The organism is Micromonospora sp. NBC_00821, assembly GCF_036347035.1.
Classification (GTDB): Bacteria; Actinomycetota; Actinomycetes; order Mycobacteriales; family Micromonosporaceae; genus Micromonospora; species Micromonospora hortensis.
Map to the genome: position 1 here is coordinate 1,189,299 of NZ_CP108880.1, position 18,168 is coordinate 1,207,466.

Sequence of the window (18,168 nt, forward strand, 5' to 3'; positions counted from 1 at the left end):
GACCAAGACCCGACGTACGCGGAAGGACCTCCGACATGGACCACGTGAAAGAGAGCTGCCTGTTCCCGGAGCGCAACCGGGTGGCCTGCATCGAGGCCACCTCGCCCGGCATCTCGCCGGCGGGATGGGCCACCGAGCACCTCGACCTGATCAACGACCGACTGGACAGCCACGGCGCTGTCCTGCTGCGCGGGTTCGACGCCCCGGACGCGCCGGCCTTCTCCGCCTTCGTCAAGGTCTTCGGCGAGGAGATGGCCGAGTACACCTACCGGTCCACGCCGCGCAGCAAGGTCGGCGACGTGTACACCTCGACCGAGTACCCGGCCAGCGAGGTCATCCCGCTGCACAACGAGATGGCGTACACCAGCGTGTGGCCCCGGCGGTTGTTCTTCTACTCGAACATCCCGGCCCAGACCGGTGGGGAGACCCCGCTCGCCGACAGCCACGCCGTCTGGCAGCGCATCCCCGCCGAGGTGCGCGAGCGCTTCGAGCGGCACGGTGTGCGGTACGTGCGCAACTACCGGGTCGGTCTCGGGGTGTCCTGGCAGGAGACGTTCCCCGGGATGGACCGGGAGGCCGTGCAGGAGTTCTGCCGCGAGCGGGGCATCACCTACGAGTGGTTCGACGACGGCGCGCTGCGGACCACCGAGACCTGCCAGGCCGTCACCGTGCACCCGGTGTCCGGGCGGACGGTCTGGATGAACCAGGCCCACCTGTTCCACGTCTCCAACCTGCCCGAGGCCACCCGGGAGGCGCTGCTGGAACTGCTGGCCGAGGAGGACCTGCCGCGTAACGCGTACCTCGGCGACGGCAGCCCGATCACCGACGCCGACCTCGCGGCCATCCGCGCCGCGTTCGACGCGGAGTCCCTGGCCTTCCCCTGGCAGCAGGGTGACCTGCTGGTCGTCGACAACATGGCGATGGCGCACGGCCGGTCCAGCTTCACCGGGTCGCGCAAGACGTTGGTGGCGATGACCGGGTCGTACGGCAGTCGGGAGGGGGCGTGAGCGGGCTCGCCGAGAAGATCGCCTTCCTGGAGTCGCACGGGGTGGCCGAGTTGGCGCACTCGGAGGCCAACCTGCTGGCGCACCTGCGCGGCGTGCACGACCTGCTGGCCCAGTGGGGGTCGCGGCAGGAGCTGTGCGACGCGGGGTTGTTCCACTCGGTGTACGGCACGGAGATCTTCCCGACCGGCGCGATCCCGCACGAGCTGCGGCCCGCCGTGCGGGAGCTGATCGGTGCGGAGGCGGAGACGCTGGCGTACCTGTTCGGCACCGTCACCCGCAGCGCCCTCTTCGACGCCGCCTTCGACGGCCCGCCGTTCCTGCTCGAGGACCGCTCAGGCGGTTGCGTCGGTGTCAGCGCCGGCCAGTACGCCGACCTCGCCGCCCTGACGGTGGCGAACTGGCTGGAGCAACGTCCCCGGTTCGCCGAGTCCAGCAAGTTCAGCCGCGCCCGCGAGTTCGACGCCATGCGCCGCTATCTGCCGGACAGTGTCCGTACCGCCCTGGAGCGCGCCTACGGGTTCGCTCCGCTCGCCCTCGCTGGAAACGAGTAGACGCACCGTGTCGACAACCACCACACCGGTCCGCCCGAGTGCCGAACAGGACGCGGGAGTGCTGTCCCGACTCTTCGTCCAATGGCCCTCGATCCTGGTGAAGGCGTCCCTGCGCCGACCACTGAAGCTGTCGGACAGCCTGACGCCGCCCCGGTACGACCACCTGGAGCGGGTGACCCCGGTCTTCGAGCGTGCCTGGGCCGCCCGGCGGGACCGTCCGGACGGGCTGCGGGGGGCCCTCTACCAGACCTACCGTCGGCGGTTCTGGTGGGCGGGCCTGATCTTCCTGGCCTACCAGACCTGCGCGACCGTCGGGCCGCTGCTGGTGCGGGAGCTGATCGCCTGGTTCGAGGGCGACGGCCGGGGCCCGGTGGTGGAGGGTCTGCTGATCGCCGCCGGCCTGGCCGGCTTCTACGTGTTGGACGCGTTGAGCCACAAGCACCAGTGGTCCGAGGTGTGGAAGACCGCGCACTCGATCACCGCGCTGCTGCGGACCGAGATGCTGCGCAAGTACCTGCGGATGGATCGCGGTGCCCGACTGGCCCACCCCTCCGGGGAGGTCATCACCCTCGCGTCGTCCGACGCCCGGAGGGTCGGGCGGGTCGCTTTCACGCACATGGCGTGGGCGGTGCCGCTGGGCATCGCCGGCTCCTGCGTGGTCCTCTGGGTGCTGCTGGGCTGGGCGGCGCTGGTGGGCATCGTCATCCTCATCGCCGGTCTGTGGCTGTCGCACGTGGCCAACGAGAGGGTCTTCGCGCTGGTGCCGGCGATCCGGGACGCGAACGGCGTCCGGATCGGGCTGGTCGGCGAGTACCTGGGGGCCATGCGGACGCTGCGCACCCACGGCTGGGAGGACGTCGCCGAGCGGGCTGTCGGCCGGGAACGCGCGACGCTCAACGCGTTGCTGGTCCGCCGGCAGAAGCGGCTCGCCACGCTCTACCTGGTGAACGCCGCCGCGCCGGTGCTGATGGTGATGGCCACCCTGGTCACGTACGCGGCGCTGGGCAACGAACTGAAGGCGGCGGACGTGTTCGCGGCGATCGCCGTGCTGACCGTCCTCCGGTCCCAACTGCCCGAGCTGGTGCGCTACCTGGACATGCGCAACGAGTGGCGGGTGGCGTTCGGGAAGGTGACGACCTTCCTGCGGGCCCCGGACACCGCCGAGGCGTCGACGGACGGCGACGCGCCGGCCGGGGCGGTCGACCTCGACGGCGCGTCGTTCACCTGGCCGGGGGCCGACGCGGACGCCCGGCCGGTCCTGACCGGCGTCGACCTGCGGGTCGCGCCCGGTGAGTTGATCTGCGTGCTGGGTCGGGTCGGCAGCGGCAAGTCCGCGCTGCTCGCGGCGCTGGCCGGGGCGCTGCCGACGGTCGCGGGTACCGCACGGGTCGGCGGCAGCGCCGTCTACCTGCCGCAGCGCCCCTGGATCATGCAGGGCAGCGTCGTCGACAACATCCGCTGCTTCTCGCCCGACGATCCGGACCGGTACGCGGCGGTCGTCCGCGCCACCGCCCTGGAGGCGGACCTGGCGGCGATGCCGGCCCGCGACGGCACGGCCATCGGCGAGCGGGGCGTCAACCTCTCCGGCGGGCAACGGCAGCGCATCGCGTTGGCCCGCGCCGCCTACGAGGACGCCGACGTCTACCTCTTCGACGACCCGACCAGCGCCGTCGACGACGCGGTCGCCGGCACCATCCTGGAAGCGCTGTTCGACGGGGTGCTCGCCGGGCGGACCCGGATCGTTGCCACCCACCGCCTCGACGTGGCCCGGCGGGCCGACCGGGTGCTGGTCCTCGACGGCGGCCGGGTGGTCGCGGCGGGCCGGTTCGCAGATGTCGCCGCGCAGATGCCCGACCTGCTGCCGGCCGTGGCCGCCGAGGCCGCGACGCCGTCCGACCCGGACGGCGCCGGGCTGGACGAGGTGGCCGAGGAGGTGGCCGCCGAGGAGGAGGAGACGGTCCGCGCCGGTCGAGTCGGTTCCGCCACCTACCGCCGTTACCTGCAGGTGCTGACCCCGGGCCTCCTCGCTGTCGTTCTGCTCGGCCTGGCCGTCGGCGGGCAGGCCGTCCTGGGCGGCTCGTCGTTCTGGCTCGGCCACTGGACCGAGCACGCCGGGCAGGACACGCTGTACTACGCGGGGGTGTTCGCCGCCATCGGTCTGGTGGCGCTCGTGCTGGATCGCGGGCTGTTCAGCTTCGCCTTCGCCCGAGGTGTGTCCGCCGGCCAGAACCTGCACGCGTCGATGTTGCACCGGGTCTTCCGGGCCCCGCTGTCGTTCTTCGACCGCAACTCCTCCGGACGCGTCCTGGCGCGGTTCTCCGGTGACATGGAGACCATCGACCTGGAGTTGCCGGAGACCACAATGGACACCCTCCGGGTCGCCGTCGGCCTGGTCGTGCCGTTGGCGGCGCTGGCCTTCACCAGTCCACTGATGCTGGTGGCGGCCCCGCTGCTGCTGGTGGTCTACCTCCGCTGGCAGCGGCTCACCAGGGCCAGCACTGTCGAGGCGTCCCGGCTGTCGAAGCAGGCGAACGAGCCGATGCTCGCGCTGCTCAACGAGGCGGTCGACGGGGTGACCTCGATCGAGGGCCGGAACAGCCGGGTGCGCGGCTACCAGGCCGCGTTCGGTGACCGGGTCCGCGTCGCGCACCACGCCGACTACACGGTCAACGCGCTGTCGCGGCACTTCAACCTGAAGCTCGACATGCTCGGCGCGGTCGTCCTGTTGACGTACGGGGTGCTGATCGTCGCCGTGGGCGGGATCGGCGCCGGGCTGGCCGGCGTCGGGATCAGTTTCGTGTACGCGCTGATGGAGGCGCTGGCCATGAGCCTGATGACGGTGCAAATGATGGACCTGTCGCTGGCGAGCTTCGAACGTGTCGACGACTACACCCGGCTGCCGGTCGAGCCGACCGACGGGCGACCGGCCCCGGCCGGCTGGCCCACCGCCGGCGAGGTCCACTTCGAGAACGTCACCCTGCGCTACGCCGAGGGCGGCCCGGCCGCGCTGAACGGCGTGTCGTTCGACGCCCCGGCGGGCAGCAAGATCGGCATCGTCGGCCGGACCGGCAGCGGCAAGTCCAGCCTGTTCACCGCGCTGCTGCGGTTCGTGCCGGCCGAGCAGGGGCGCATCCTCGTCGACGGGGTGGACACCGCCACGCTGCGGCTGGCCGACCTGCGGGCCGCCGTCGAGGTGGTACCGCAGGATCCGGTGCTGCTGCCCGGCACCCTGCGGGACAACATCGACCCGACCGGTGCGTACCCCGACGCGGCGGTCACCGCCGTCCTCACCAAGGTGGGCCTCGCCGACCGGCTGCTCGGCGTGGGCGGTGGCGGTCTCGACGCGGCCCTGTCCGCCGACGGCGGGCAGCTCAGCGCCGGTGAACGGCAGCTGCTCTGCCTGGCCCGGGCGTTGCTACGGGACGCGAAGCTGGTCCTCATCGACGAGGCCACGTCGAGCCTCGACGCCGAGACCGACGCCCGCATCCAGCGGCTGCTGGCGGTGGACCTCGCCGACGCGACGGTGCTCACCATCGCCCACCGCAGGGAGACCCTGGCCGGCGCCGACCGGGTGGTGACGCTCGACGGTGGGCTGGTGGCCCGGGTGACCGACCGCGATCCGGCCGGGGTGCTGGCCGGGGCGACGAGCCCGGTCGGGCAGCGAGCCGGCCAGCCGAGTCTCGGGGAGCCGGTCCAGTGACCGGATCGCGTGCGGTGGCCCCGGAGATGGACGCGTTCGTCCACTGGCGGGCCGCGCTGGCCGGCATACCCACCCTGGACCTGGTCACCGACCGGGTCCGCCCGGCCCGTCGACGCCAGCACACCGACCGGGTGACGCTCACCGTCGGCCCGGACACCACCCGACGGCTGCACGCGGTGAGCGCGGCGGTGGGCGTCGCACCCTCCGTGCCGTTGCTCGCCGCGGGGCAGGTGGTGCTGGGCAGGCACGCCGGCACCCGGGACCTGGCCACCGCGACGCCGCTGGACGGCGCCCTGGTGCCGTTGCGCGGCAGGTGGGACGACGACCCGTCGGCCGCCGACCTGTTCGCGCGGGTCGCCGCCGGGTTGCGGGCGGCCTCGCCGTACACCGGCGTCCCGCTGCACCGGGTGGCCGAGGCGCTCGGCCTACCCCACGACCCGAGTCGTGCCGCGCTCTGCCCGGTCGTGCTGGGGGTGGGAGCGGCCCCCGCCACCACCGGGGCGGTGCCGCCCGACCTGAGCGTGCTCTGGGACGAGCCGCGGCCCGACGGGGCGTTCGGCGTCCTCGCCTACGACCCGGACCTGTTCGACAGCGCGACGGCGCGCCGGTTCGCCGACCACTACCTGACGTTGCTCGACAACGCCCTGACCGACCCCGAGGCGCCGATCTCCACCCTCGCGCACACGTCGGCGCAGGAGCGCGCGCTGATCGTCCGGTGGGGCACCGGCGGCGGTACGGCAGGTCCGCCGAGTGTGCCGGCGGCGTTTCTCACCCAGGCCGAGGCGACACCGGACGCCGTCGCTCTGGAGTACGACGGCACCATCCTCACGTACGCCGAGGTGCGCGCCCGGGCCGACGCCCTGGCGACCGTCCTGACCGGACACGGGGTCACCCCGGGCAGTGTCGTCGGCCTGGCGATGGGCTCGTCCGCCCAGTTCGTCGTGGCGATGCTCGCGGTGCTCGCCACCGGGGCGGCGTACCTGCCCCTGGACCCGTCCTACCCCGAGGCACGGCGGGAGTTCATGCTGCGCGACAGCGGGGCGCGACTGCTGCTCGCCGACGGTCCGGTGGCCGTTGTCGACGACCTGCCGGTGCTGCGGCTCGACCGGCTGGTGCTGCCCTCGGGACGGCCCGCGCCGACGTGGCCGCTGACGTACCCGACCCAGCGGGCCTGCGTCCTGTACACCTCCGGGTCGACAGGGCGGCCGAAGGGGGTCGAGACCACCCACGGCGGGATCGTCCGGCTGGTTCACCGTGCCGACTACTTCCCCGTCGGGCCCGCCGACGCGGTCGCACAGGCGGCCAACGTGTCGTTCGACGCGGCGAGCTTCGAGGTGTGGGGTGCGCTGCTCAACGGTGCGCGCCTGGTGGGCATCCCCAAGGACGACGTGCTCACGCCGTCCCGGCTGGGTCACCGACTCGCCGAGCACGGCGTCACGGTGCTGATGCTCACCACCGCCCTGTTCCACAGGTGCGTGGACGCCGACCCGGCGATGTTCGCCCCGCTGCGCGCCCTCTACTTCGGCGGCGAGCCGGCCGACGCCCGCCGGGTCGCCACGCTGGCCGCCGCGCTGCCGGGGTTGCGCCTCGTCAACGGGTACGGCCCGACCGAGTGCACCACGTTCTCCAGCACCTGGGACGTGACCGACCTGCCCGGCGACGCGGCGCGGACCCCGATCGGTCGACCGATCGGTGGGGAGCTGCTCTACGTCCTCGACGACCACGGCCGGCTGACCGGCATCGGCGCTCCGGGGGAGCTGTTCATCGGCGGCGCCGGTCTCGCGCACGGGTACGTCGGCAGGCCCGACCTGACCGCCGAGCGGTTCGTGCCGAGCCCCTTCGAGCCCGGCGCCCGCGTCTACCGCACGGGTGACGTGGTGCGGTGGCGCGAGGACGGTCAACTGGAGTGCCTGGGCCGGGCCGACCAGCAGGTCAAGATCCGTGGTGTCCGGATCGAGCCGGACGAGATCGCCAGCACCCTCACCACCTGCCCGGGCGTCCGGGCCGCCGCCGTCACGGTGCACGGGGACGGCGACGAACGTCGGCTCGTCGCCTACGTCGTCCCGGACGACGCCGCGGTCCCGGCGGGTGAGCTGCGCGCCCACCTCGCGGCCCGGCTGCCCGAGGCGATGGTGCCGACCTGGTACGTGCCGCTGGCGGCGTTGCCGGTCACCCCCAACGGCAAGGTGGACCGCCGGGCGCTGCCCGCGCCCGACGCGGACCACGGCGTCCGGGCCGCCGACGGCGTGCCGCCCAGCGGCCCGATCGAGGAACTTGTCGCACGGACCTGGCAGGACCTGCTCGGCGTGCCGGTGGTGTCCGCCGCCGACGACTTCTTCGCCCTCGGCGGCCACTCGTTGCTCGCGGCGCAGATGGTGGCGCGGATCGCCGCCGCCGCCAGCGTGCGGCTGGGTGTCCGCGCCGCCTTCGAGGCGCCCACCGTCGCCGCGCTCGCGGCACGCGTCGCCGACGCCGGCCCGGACGACGCCCGCCCGCCGGTGCCGGCCGCCGGCCCCGGGCCGCACCCCCTGTCGTACGCCCAGCAGCGGCTGTGGTTCCTCGACCAGCTCGACCCTGGTCAGGCGGTCTACTCGGTGCCGCTGGTGCTCACCGTGGACGGCCCGCTCGACGTCGACGCCCTCGATGCCGGCCTGCGGGGGCTGGTGACGCGGCACGCGGCGCTGCGGACCCGGCTGGTGACGATCGACGGCGAGCCCCGGCAGGTAGTGGACGACGAGCCACCGGTCGCCCTCACCGTGGACGACCTGCGCGACCGGGCCGACCGTGACGAGCAGGCCGACGCCCTGCTGCGCCACGCCGCCGCCCGACCCTTCGACCTCGCCACCGGGCCGCTGGCTCGCTGGCATCTGATCCGGCTGACCGACGAGCACGCGATGCTCCTGATGACGTTGCACCACGCGGTCTGTGACGGCTGGTCGATCGGTGTGCTGATCCGTGACCTCGGCGCGTTCTACGCCGCCCGGACCATCGGCACGCCCGCACCGGTCCCGCTCACCGTCGAGTACGTCGACTACACCCTGTGGCAGCGCGCGCTGCTGGCCGGCGCCGCGCGGACGACCCAGCTCGCGTACTGGGTGGACCGGCTCGCGGGTGCGCCCGTGGCACTGGACCTCCCGACCGACCGTCCCCGCCCGGCCACCGTCCGGCACCGGGGGGAGACGTTCGACGTACGGCTGCCCGCCGCCCTGGTCGAACGCCTCGACGCGGTGGGACGGCGGCACGGCGTCACCCGGTTCATGGTGCTGCTCGCCGTGTTCCAGCTGGTGCTGGGCCGGTACGCGGACGTTCGCGACGTCAGTGTCGGCAGCCCGGTGTCCGGGCGCACCCGCTCCGAGTTCGACGACCTGGTGGGTTTCTTCGTCAACACGGTCGTGCTGCGGACCCGTTGGCAGGACACCGAGTCGTTCGTCGACGTGCTGGCCCGGGTGCGGGACGCGGTGCTCGGCGCGTACGAGCACCAGGACGTTCCGTTCGAGCAGGTCGTCGAGGCGGTCCGGCCACCACGCGACCCCAGCCGTACCCCGCTGTTCCAGGTCATGCTGTCGGCACAGAACCTGCCCGAGCGGACCGACGCGGTGCCCGGCCTGTCGGTCGGGGTGACCGAGTCACCCGGCCGGGTGGCGAAGTTCGACCTCACGGTGGCCTGGGACGAGGTGCCCAGTGCCACTGGCGAGCTGCGCGGCACCGTGGAGTACGACGTCGACCTGTTCGACAGGGACACCGCCGAGCGGCTGGCGCACAGTTACCGCACCCTGCTGGAGTCGGCGCTGAGCACCCCGGACGCCCCGGTGTCCACACTGGACCTGGTGCCCGGCCCCGAGCCGATCCCGCCGGTCGGCGGGGCGACCGACGCGCCGACCGCGTCGACTCTGCACGGCCTGGTCGCCGTCGCCGCGGCGCGCTGGCAGCAGCGCCCGGCGCTGGTGCAGGGCGACCGGCAGGTCAGCCACGCCGAGCTGGACAGCCGTGCCGCCGCAGTGCAGGCCCACCTGACCGCCCGGGGTGTACGCCCCGGTGACACCGTCGCCGTCCTGCTGGAGCGCAGCCCTGACTGGCCGGCGGCGCTGCTCGGCGTCCTGCGCGCCGGGGCCGCGTACGTGCCACTGGACCCGGCGATCCCGCCGAAGCGGTTGGCGCACATCCTCGCCGACTCGTCGGCGGTGTTACTGCTCGGCTCCCGCGAGAACCACCCGCCCGCCGCCGACCTGCCGTTCGTCGCGATCGAGGACGCGTTGCTCGCCGCCCCGGCAGCCGCCGGCACGCCGGTGCCCCCGTCGGCGCCGGCGTACGTGCTCTACACCTCGGGCACCACCGGGCAACCCAAGGGCGTCCGCGTCAGCCACGGCAACCTGGTGCACACCCTGGAGGCGGTCGCCGGGCACTACGCGCTCACCCCCGCCGACCGGGTGCTCCAGTTCGCCGCGCTCGGCTTCGACGTGGCCGCCGAGGAGCTGTTCGGGACGCTGATCCGGGGCGGGGCCGTGGTGTTGCCGCCGGCCGGGCCGGTGCCCGGTCTCGACGAGTTCACCGCGCTGGTCCGCCGGGAGCGACTCACAGTGCTCAACCTGCCGGCGTCGTACTGGCACGAGTGGGTGGCGGTGCTGGACCGTCACCCGCCCGCCTCCTGTCCGGACCTGCGGCTCGTCGTGGTCGGCAGCGAGCGGGTCGACGCGGGGCGGCTCGCCCAGTGGCGCGCCGCCGCGCCGGAGGTGCGCTGGCTCAACGCGTACGGCCCGACCGAGGCCACCATCACCGCCACCGTGCACGAGCCGGGCGGCGACCGGGAGCCGGTCACCGGCAGCGTCCCGGTGGGGCTGCCGCTGCCGGGCGTGCGGGCGTACGTCCTCGATCGTGGACTGCGGCCGGTGCCGCGCGGGGTCCCGGGGGACCTGTGGCTCGGCGGACCGGGGGTGACGCAGGGCTACGTCGGGGACCCGTCCCGCACCGCCGTCAGCTTCCTGCCCGACCCGTGGGGCCCGCCCGGCGGCCGCATGTACGGCACCCGGGACCGGGTCCGCCTCGGTGTCGGTGGGGTGCTCGAGTTCCTCGGCCGGGAGGACGGCCAGGTCAAGGTACGCGGATTCCGGATCGAGTTGGGCGAGATCGAGGCGGCGCTCGGTGCCCACCCAATGGTAGGAGAGGCGGCTGCGGTGCTGCGCGAGGACGTGCCGGGCCGACCCATGCTGGTCGGCTACGTGACGCCCAGCGACGTGGACGTGGCGCTGCTGCGCGCGCACCTGGCCGACCGGCTGCCCGGGTACATGGTGCCGGCCACGATCGTCACGCTGGACCGGCTGCCACGCAGCGACCGCGGCAAGGTCGACCGGAACGCCCTCGCGCCGCCCGCCGCCCCGACCCCTGCCGGGGTGGGTGTGCCCGGCAGCGAGTTGGAGCGCGCGGTGGCGGCGATCTGGCGCGACGTGCTGGTGGTCGACGAGGTGGGCGTCGATGACAACTTCTTCGATATCGGTGGGCACTCGCTGCTCGTGATGCGGGTGCAGACGCGCCTGTCCGAGCGGCTGGGTCGCACGGTGCCGGTGGTGGAGCTGTTCCGCCACCCCACCGTGCGGGCACTCGCCCGGCACCTGGCGTCCGGGGACCGGACGCCGGCGATGTCCGCGGGGCACCACCGCGCCGAGACACGCGCCGCCATCCAACGGGCGCGCACACCGCGACGTCGGCCGGGCCGGCATCACGACAGGGGGGACGCATGATGACCGAGGAACGTACGCTGCCGAACACCGCCATCGCCGTCGTCGGAATGGCGCTCCGGGTTCCCGGGGCCGCCACCCTCGACGCCTTCTGGAGCAACTTGCGCGACGGGGTCGAATCCCTCACCACCCTCGACGACGCCGACCTGATCGCCGACGGTGTCGCACCCGAGGAGTTCAACCACCCCGACTACGTCCGTGCCCTCGGCGTCCTCGACGACCCGGCCGGCTTCGACGCCCGCTTCTTCGGGTTCTCGGCCCGTGAGGCGCAGCTGCTCGACCCGCAGCACCGGATCTTCCTGGAGTGCGCCTGGGAGGCGTTGGAGCACGCCGGTCACCCGTTCGACTCCACGACACCCGTGACAGGTGTCTACGCCGGGGTGGGGGAGAGCTCCTACCTGCTGCACAATCTGCTGCCCAACGCGGACCTGGTGGCCCGGGTCGGGGCCTTCCAGACCTCCATCGGCAACGACAAGGACTTCCTGCCGACCCGGGTGTCGTACAAGGTCAACCTGCGGGGCCCCAGCATCAGCGTGCAGACCGGCTGCTCCAGCTCCCTGGTCGCCGTGCACATGGCCGCGCAGGCGCTGCTGGCCGGCGAGTGCGACGTCGCGCTGGCCGGCGGCGCGACGGTCATCGCCCGCCGCCGTGGCTACCGGCACACCCAGGGCGGCATCCTCTCCGCCGACGGCCACTGCCGGGCGTTCGACGCCGAGGCGACCGGCGCGGTGGCCGGCAGCGGCGCCGGCGTCGTCGTGCTCAAGCGGCTCGCCGACGCGATGACGGACGGCGACCTGGTGCACGCCGTGATCCGGGGCTCGGCCGTGAACAACGACGGCGACCGTAAGGTCGGCTTCACCGCCCCGAGCGTGGACGGGCAGGCCGACGTCATCGCCGAGGCGCTCGCCGTCGCCGGGGTCGACCCCGGCACGATCGGTTACGTCGAGGCGCACGGCACCGGCACCCCGCTCGGTGACCCGATCGAGGTCGCCGCGTTGACGAGTGCCTTCGGAGACCTGCCGCCGGGCCGCATCGGGCTCGGCTCGGTCAAGACGAACGTCGGGCACCTCGACACCGCCGCCGGGGTCGTCGGTCTGATCAAGACGGTGCTGGCACTGCGGGCCGGCGAGATTCCACCGTCGCTGCACTTCCGCACCGCCAACCCCGAGCTGGCTCTGGACGCGAGTCCCTTCCACGTCGTCGCGGCCCGCACCCCATGGCCCGGCGGGGTGCGCCGTGCCGGGGTCAGCTCGTTCGGCATCGGCGGCACCAACGCGCACGTCGTCGTGGAGGAGGCCCCGACCCGCGCGGCGGGCCAGGAGAGCCGTCGGCGGCACGTGCTGCCCCTGTCCGCCGCCACACCCACCGCCCTCGACACGGCTGCCGACCGACTCGCCGCGCACCTGAGCGCCCACCCGGACACGCCGCTGGCCGAGGTGGCGTACACCCTGCAACGCGGCCGGCGGACCCTGCCGTACCGCCGGACGGTCGTCGGCGGCAGCCGCGCCGAGGTGGTCGAGGCGTTGCGGCAACCGGCGGCCCGGCCGGCCGAGACCGCCACCGACCGCGCGGTGCTGTTCACCTTCCCCGGTCAGGGCGCGCAGCGCACCGGCATGGCCCACGCCCTCTACGTCGCTGAGCCGGTGTTCCGCTCCGAGGTGGACCGGGTCGCGGACCTCCTGACGCCGTTGCTCGACACGGACATCCGGGACCTGCTGTTCCCCGCCGACCAGCGGGAGACCGCTGCGGAACAGCTCCAGCAGACCCGGTACGCGCAGCCGGCGCTGTTCGTCGTCGAGTACGCGCTGGCGAAGCTCTGGGCGCACTGGGGCGTACGACCGGCGGGGCTGCTCGGGCACAGTGTGGGTGAGCTGGTGGCCGCCTGCCTGGCCGGGGTGTTCGCGCTGCCCGACGCGGTGCGCCTGGTCGCGGCACGCGGTCGGCTCATGCAGGCGGCCGAGCCAGGCGTGATGCTGGCGGTGCCGCTGGCCGAGGCCGAGTTGCTGCCGCTGCTCGACGATGTGCTGGACCTCGCCGCCGTCAACGGCCCCCGGCAGTGCACCGTTGCCGGGCCGCCCGAGGCCGTGGCGGCTCTCGAGGCCCGGCTGCGCGAGCGGGGGGTGGCCTCGACCCGGCTGGCCACCTCGCACGCGTTCCACTCCCGGGCCATGGCCGCCGCCGGGTCGGCGTTCGAGGCGGAGGTGGCCCAGGTGCCGCGCTCGGCGCCGGAGATCCCCTTCGTGTCCAACGTGACAGGTGCCTGGATCACCGCCGAGTCGGCCACCAGCCCCGCGTACTGGTCCCGGCAACTGCGGTCGACCGTCCGCTTCGGCGACGGCCTGGCGGCGCTGCGCGACGCTGACGCCGACGCCGTGGTGCTGGAGATCGGCCCCGGGCGGGTGTTGACCCGCCTCGCCGGTGGGTCGGCCGCCCGCGCGGTGGCGTCGCTGCCGTCGGCCGGTCGGGACGCCGACGCCGAGACGGAGCTTCTCGCCGCCGCCGGTGCGCTGTGGCGGATGGGCGTCGCGATCGGGTGGGAGGCGCTGCACGGTGACGTGCCGCCCGGGCGGACCGTCCTGCCGGCCTACCCGTTCGAGCGGGAACGCTGCTGGGTCGATCCTCCCCAGGACGCGGTGACGAGCCGGGCGGGTGCCGACGGGCTCGTCGTGCGCGGCTATCGCCGGGCCGGCGGTGCCGGGCCGGCGACCACCGGGACCGGTGCCTGGCTGGCCGTTGACGCTGGTCTGCCGGACGGCGTCGTCGACGAGCTACGCGCGGCGGGGGGCCGGGTGGTCGCCGCCGACCTCGATCCGGCGACCGGCGCGCTCCGCACGTCGCTGTCGCCGCAGGAGCGGATCAGCGGGGTGCTGCTGGCGGTTCCACAGAGCGACCCGGCACCCACGCTCGCGGCCCTGGGTGACGCGCTCACCAGTCGCGGCGACGCGTACGCCAGGGTGGTCGTCGTCACCGACGGCGCGCTCGACGTGACCGGCGCCGAGACGCTGGTGCCGCCGCGCGGCGTGCTCGCCGGTTGGGCGACCGGCGGCGTGCCCGGCACCCGGACGCTGCTCGACGTGCTTCCGGCCACGACGCCGGTGGCCGCCCGCCGCCTCGCCGCCTCGGTGGTGCGGGAGGTCAGGTGCGCGCACCCCGAGCCGGTGGTGGCCCTGCGTGGCGGGCACCGCTTCCTGCCGCACGTCACCGCAGCTCCGGCTGCCGCCCCCGAGCGGCACACCGGCGCCCGATACCAGCTCGCCGGCGACACGGTGGTCGGTGCCGCGTTCCGGCGGGCCCTCACCACCGCCGGTGCGAGCGTCGACGACCCGGGGGGTGCCGGTCAGCCCGGTCCGGTGACCGTGCTGGTGCCGGTGGACGCCCGCACGTCCGCCGACGAGGCCCTGGCCACGCTGGCCGCCGTGGGCGTCAGCGCGCGGGAGCCGGTCACCGCCGTCGAGGTGCACCTCCTCGGCGGTACGCCGGACAACCCGCTCGCCGGCCACCTCGTCGCGCAGGCGGCGGCACTGGGCCGGGAGTCCGACGCGGAGTGGGTGACCTACGGGTGGCCGGTGGCGGACCTGTCGGCCGTCGAACGGACAGCCGCCCGGGTGGTGGGCGGGGCGGCCTCCACCGGCCACGTGGTGGTCACAGTGCTCGACGAGACCGAGGACGGCGCGGCGGAGGACCCCGCCGAGGTCCACGCGGTCGAGGACCCCACCGAGCGTGAGGTGGCGGCGATCTTCGCCGACCTGCTCGGCGAACGGGACGTCGCGCCCACCGTCGGCTTCTTCGAGCTGGGTGGACACTCCCTGCTCGCCGCTCAGCTCGTCGCCCAGATCCGCCAGGTGTGCGAGGCGGACATCCCGCTGCGCGCCTTCGTCGCCGACCCAACGGTCCGTGGTCTCGCCGCCGCGGTACGCGCGGCCCGCGCCGAGGCCGGTGTCAGCGGCCCCGAGTCGTTGCCGGCCGTCGTGCCGGACCCGGCGTCGGCGCACCTGCCGTTCCCGCTGACCGATGTGCAGCAGGCGTACTGGATCGGCCGCACCGGCGTGTTCGAGCTGGGCAACGTCGGCATGCACGGCTACGAGGAGTTCGACGTCCCCGAGCTGGACGTGTCGCGGTTGCAGCGGGCGCTGCGCCGGCTGATCCGGCGGCACGGGTCGCTGCGTACCGTCGTGCTGCCGCACGGCGAGCAGCAGGTCCTCGACGAGGTACCGGACTACGTCGTCGTCACCGAGGACGTGCGGGGTCGCCCGGCCGCCGAGGTGCACGCGAGCTTCGAGCGGACCCGCGCCGCCATGTCGCACCAGGTGTTCGTGCCGGACCGGTGGCCGCTGTTCGAACTGCGCGCCACACTGCTCGACGAGGGTCGTGGGCGGGTGCACTACAGCATCGACGGCCTGATCACCGACGCCTGGGCGTCGAGCATCGTGATGCGTGAGTTGACCCTGCTCTACCACGAGCCGGACGCGACCCTGCCCGAGCTGGAGTTGAGCTTCCGCGACTACGTGCTCGCCGCGCGGGCCGCGGAGTCCACCGAGCGGTACCAGCGCGCCGCCGCGTACTGGCAGGAGCGGGTGCCGACACTGGCCCTCGCCCCGGAGTTGCCGCTGGCGGCCGACCCGCACACCATCGCTTCGCCCCGCTTCGCCCGGCTCACCGGGCAGGTGCCGGCGGACGAGTGGGACACCGTCAAGGCCGCCGCGTCCCGGCGCGGCCTCACTCCGACCGCGCTGCTGCTGGCCGCGTACGGCGAGGTGGTCGCCACCTGGTCGAAGAACCAGCGGTTCAGCCTCAACCTGCCGATGGCGCACCGGTTGCCGCTGCACCCGCAGGTCGACGCGATCCTGGGTGACTTCACCTCGGTGACGCTGTTGGAGATCGACGCGGGCGGTGCGGCGTCGTTCGAGAACCGCGCCCGGACGATCCGGGACCAACTCCTCGCCGACCTCGACCACGGACTGTTCAGCGGCGTGCGGGTCGCGCGGGAGCTGAAGCGGGTACGCGGTGACGCCGCCGCCGTCATGCCCGTCGTGTTCACCAGCCTGTTCGAGGGCATCGGCGGGCACCCGCAGATCGGCGAGGTGGTCTACTCCATCTCCCAGACACCGCAGATCTGGATCGACACCCAGGTGTACGAGATGAACGGCGCCCTGGTGCTGGACATCGACGCCGTCGAGGGTCTCTTCCCCGAGGGCATGGTCGCCGCCATGCACGCGGCGACGCTGTCGGTGCTGCACTGGCTCGCCGCCGACGAGGCGCACTGGGCCGACCCGGTGCCGTCGCTGGTGCCCCGCGCGGAGCTGGCCGCCCAGGCGGCGTACAACCGCACGGAGGCGCCGTTGCCGGTGGGCATGCTGCACGAGCCGTTCTTCGCCACCGCCGCCCGGGTGCCCGAGCGCCCGGCCGTGATCACGCCGACCCGGACGCTCACCTACGGCGAGCTGGCGGACCGCGCCCGCACGATCGCCGCCCACCTCGTCGGTTTGCGGGTACGCCCCGACGAGCTCGTCGCGGTGGTGATGGACAAGGGCTGGGAGCAGTGCGCCGCCGTCCTCGGTGTGCTCGCCGCCGGGGCCGCGTACCTGCCGATCGACCCGGACCTGCCGGACGAGCGGGTGCGTTTCCTGCTGACGCACGGCCGGGTGCGTGTGGTGCTGACCCAGGGGCGTCTGGCCGGTCCCGGGGCGCACCGGTTCGGCGACGTCGAGGTGTTGCGGGTGGACGAGCTGCGGGTCCTCCCGGCGGGCGCGCTGCCGGCGATCGACACCACGCCCCACAACCTCGCGTACGTCATCTTCACCTCCGGGTCCACCGGCCTGCCCAAGGGCGTGATGATCGAACACGAGGGCGCGTTGAACACCGTCGTCGACATCAACGAGCGCTTCCGGGTGGGCGAGGACGACCGGGTCCTGGCGCTGTCGTCGCTGAGCTTCGACCTGTCCGTGTACGACGTCTTCGGTCCGCTCGCCGTCGGCGGAGCGGTGGTGCTCCCGGAGGCGGCGGCACACCGCGATCCGGCCGCCTGGCTCGACCTCCTCACCAAGGCCAACGTGACGATCTGGAACTCGGTGCCGGCCCTCATGGAGCTGTTCGTCGAGCACCTCACCGTCCGGGAGGCCACCGGCGGCCTGCGACTGGTCATGCTCAGTGGTGACTGGATCCCGGTCGCCCTGCCGGACCGGATCCGGCAGACGCTCGGCGGGCCCGAGGTGGTCAGCCTCGGTGGCGCGACGGAGGCGTCGATCTGGTCCATCCTCTACCCGATCGGCGCGGTCCCGGCGGAGTGGACGAGCATCCCGTACGGGCGGCCCATGGTGAACCAGACCTTCCACGTCCTCGACGACGCGTTGCGACCCCGACCCACCGGGGTTCCCGGGCACCTGCACATCGGTGGTGTCGGCCTGGCCCGCGGCTACCTGCACGATGAGGCGCGGACGGCGGCGAGCTTCGTTGCGGACCCGGCCACCGGAACCCGTCTGTACCGCACCGGTGACCTCGGCCGGTTCCTGCCGAGCGGAGAGATCGAGTTCCTGGGCCGGGAGGACTTCCAGGTCAAGGTGCAGGGTTACCGCATCGAGCTGGGCGAGATCGAGACCGCCCTCGCCCAGCACCCCGAGGTGCGCGGCGCGGTGGTGGTGGCGCAGGGCGATCCGCGTGGCGCGAAGCGTCTCGTCGCCTTCGTCGTCCCCCGGGTCGCCGGTGCCGCGCCGACGGACGTGCGCGAGTTCCTCACGGGCAAGCTGCCGGGGTACATGGTGCCGGCGGCGTTCCACGAGATCGACGATCTGCCGCTGACCGCCAACGGGAAGGTCGACAGGCGACCACTGGTGGAGTTGGCCGACGCGGTCGAGGCGGACGACGTGCCGTACGTGGCACCCCGCTCCACCCTGGAGGAGACCATCGCCGAGGTCTGGGCCGGCATCCTGCGGGTCGACCGGATCGGCGTGCACGACAACTTCTTCGCCCTCGGCGGAGACTCGTTGCTGGCGATGCGGGCGGTGGTGCACCTGCGCAAGGCGTTCGACGTGCAGGTGCCGATCCGGGTGCTGTTCGACAGCCCCACCCTGGAGGCCGCCGCGTTCGCCATCGAGGACCACCTGCTCAGTGAGCTGGAGGAGATGTCCGACGAGGAGGCCAGCGCCCTGCTGGCCGACGAGCCGACGTACTAGGAGAGCCGT

At 73.7% G+C, this 18,168-nt stretch carries 5 protein-coding genes; all 5 read left to right on the plus strand.

Annotation, left to right across the window (positions count from 1 at the left end; all coding sequences use genetic code 11):
• Positions 1 to 35: 35 nt before the first annotated feature.
• The 5 genes from OHB44_RS05605 to OHB44_RS05625 are packed head-to-tail and all read left to right on the plus strand — an operon-like array spanning position 36 to position 18,159.
• Positions 36 to 1,007: a TauD/TfdA family dioxygenase gene (locus tag OHB44_RS05605; protein WP_238686090.1), complete on the plus strand. Its 972-nt coding sequence runs from the start codon at positions 36 to 38 to the stop codon at positions 1,005 to 1,007.
• Positions 1,004 to 1,558, plus strand: a complete 555-nt coding sequence (locus OHB44_RS05610) for a DUF6817 domain-containing protein (RefSeq protein WP_112582443.1) — start codon at positions 1,004 to 1,006, stop codon at positions 1,556 to 1,558. The genes OHB44_RS05605 and OHB44_RS05610 overlap by 4 nt, the downstream gene beginning before the upstream one ends.
• A 7-nt stretch (positions 1,559 to 1,565) precedes the next feature.
• A complete protein-coding gene (locus OHB44_RS05615) occupies positions 1,566 to 5,258 on the plus strand; it encodes an ATP-binding cassette domain-containing protein (protein ID WP_330439785.1) in 3,693 nt (1,230 codons plus the stop codon).
• Complete coding sequence (locus OHB44_RS05620) at positions 5,255 to 10,993, plus strand: amino acid adenylation domain-containing protein (protein ID WP_330439786.1); 5,739 nt, start codon at positions 5,255 to 5,257, stop codon at positions 10,991 to 10,993. Before OHB44_RS05615 ends, OHB44_RS05620 begins: the two co-directional genes overlap by 4 nt.
• Positions 10,993 to 18,159, plus strand: a complete 7,167-nt coding sequence (locus OHB44_RS05625) for a non-ribosomal peptide synthetase/type I polyketide synthase (RefSeq protein WP_330439788.1) — start codon at positions 10,993 to 10,995, stop codon at positions 18,157 to 18,159. Before OHB44_RS05620 ends, OHB44_RS05625 begins: the two co-directional genes overlap by 1 nt.
• Positions 18,160 to 18,168: the final 9 nt, after the last annotated feature.

Excerpts from the sequence above, each read along its gene's own strand:
- OHB44_RS05605 (WP_238686090.1), top strand. The coding sequence starts at position 36 with ATGGACCACGTGAAAGAGAGCTGCCTGTTCCCGGAGCGCAACCGGGTG.
- OHB44_RS05625 (WP_330439788.1), top strand. The coding sequence starts at position 10,993 with ATGACCGAGGAACGTACGCTGCCGAACACCGCCATCGCCGTCGTCGGA.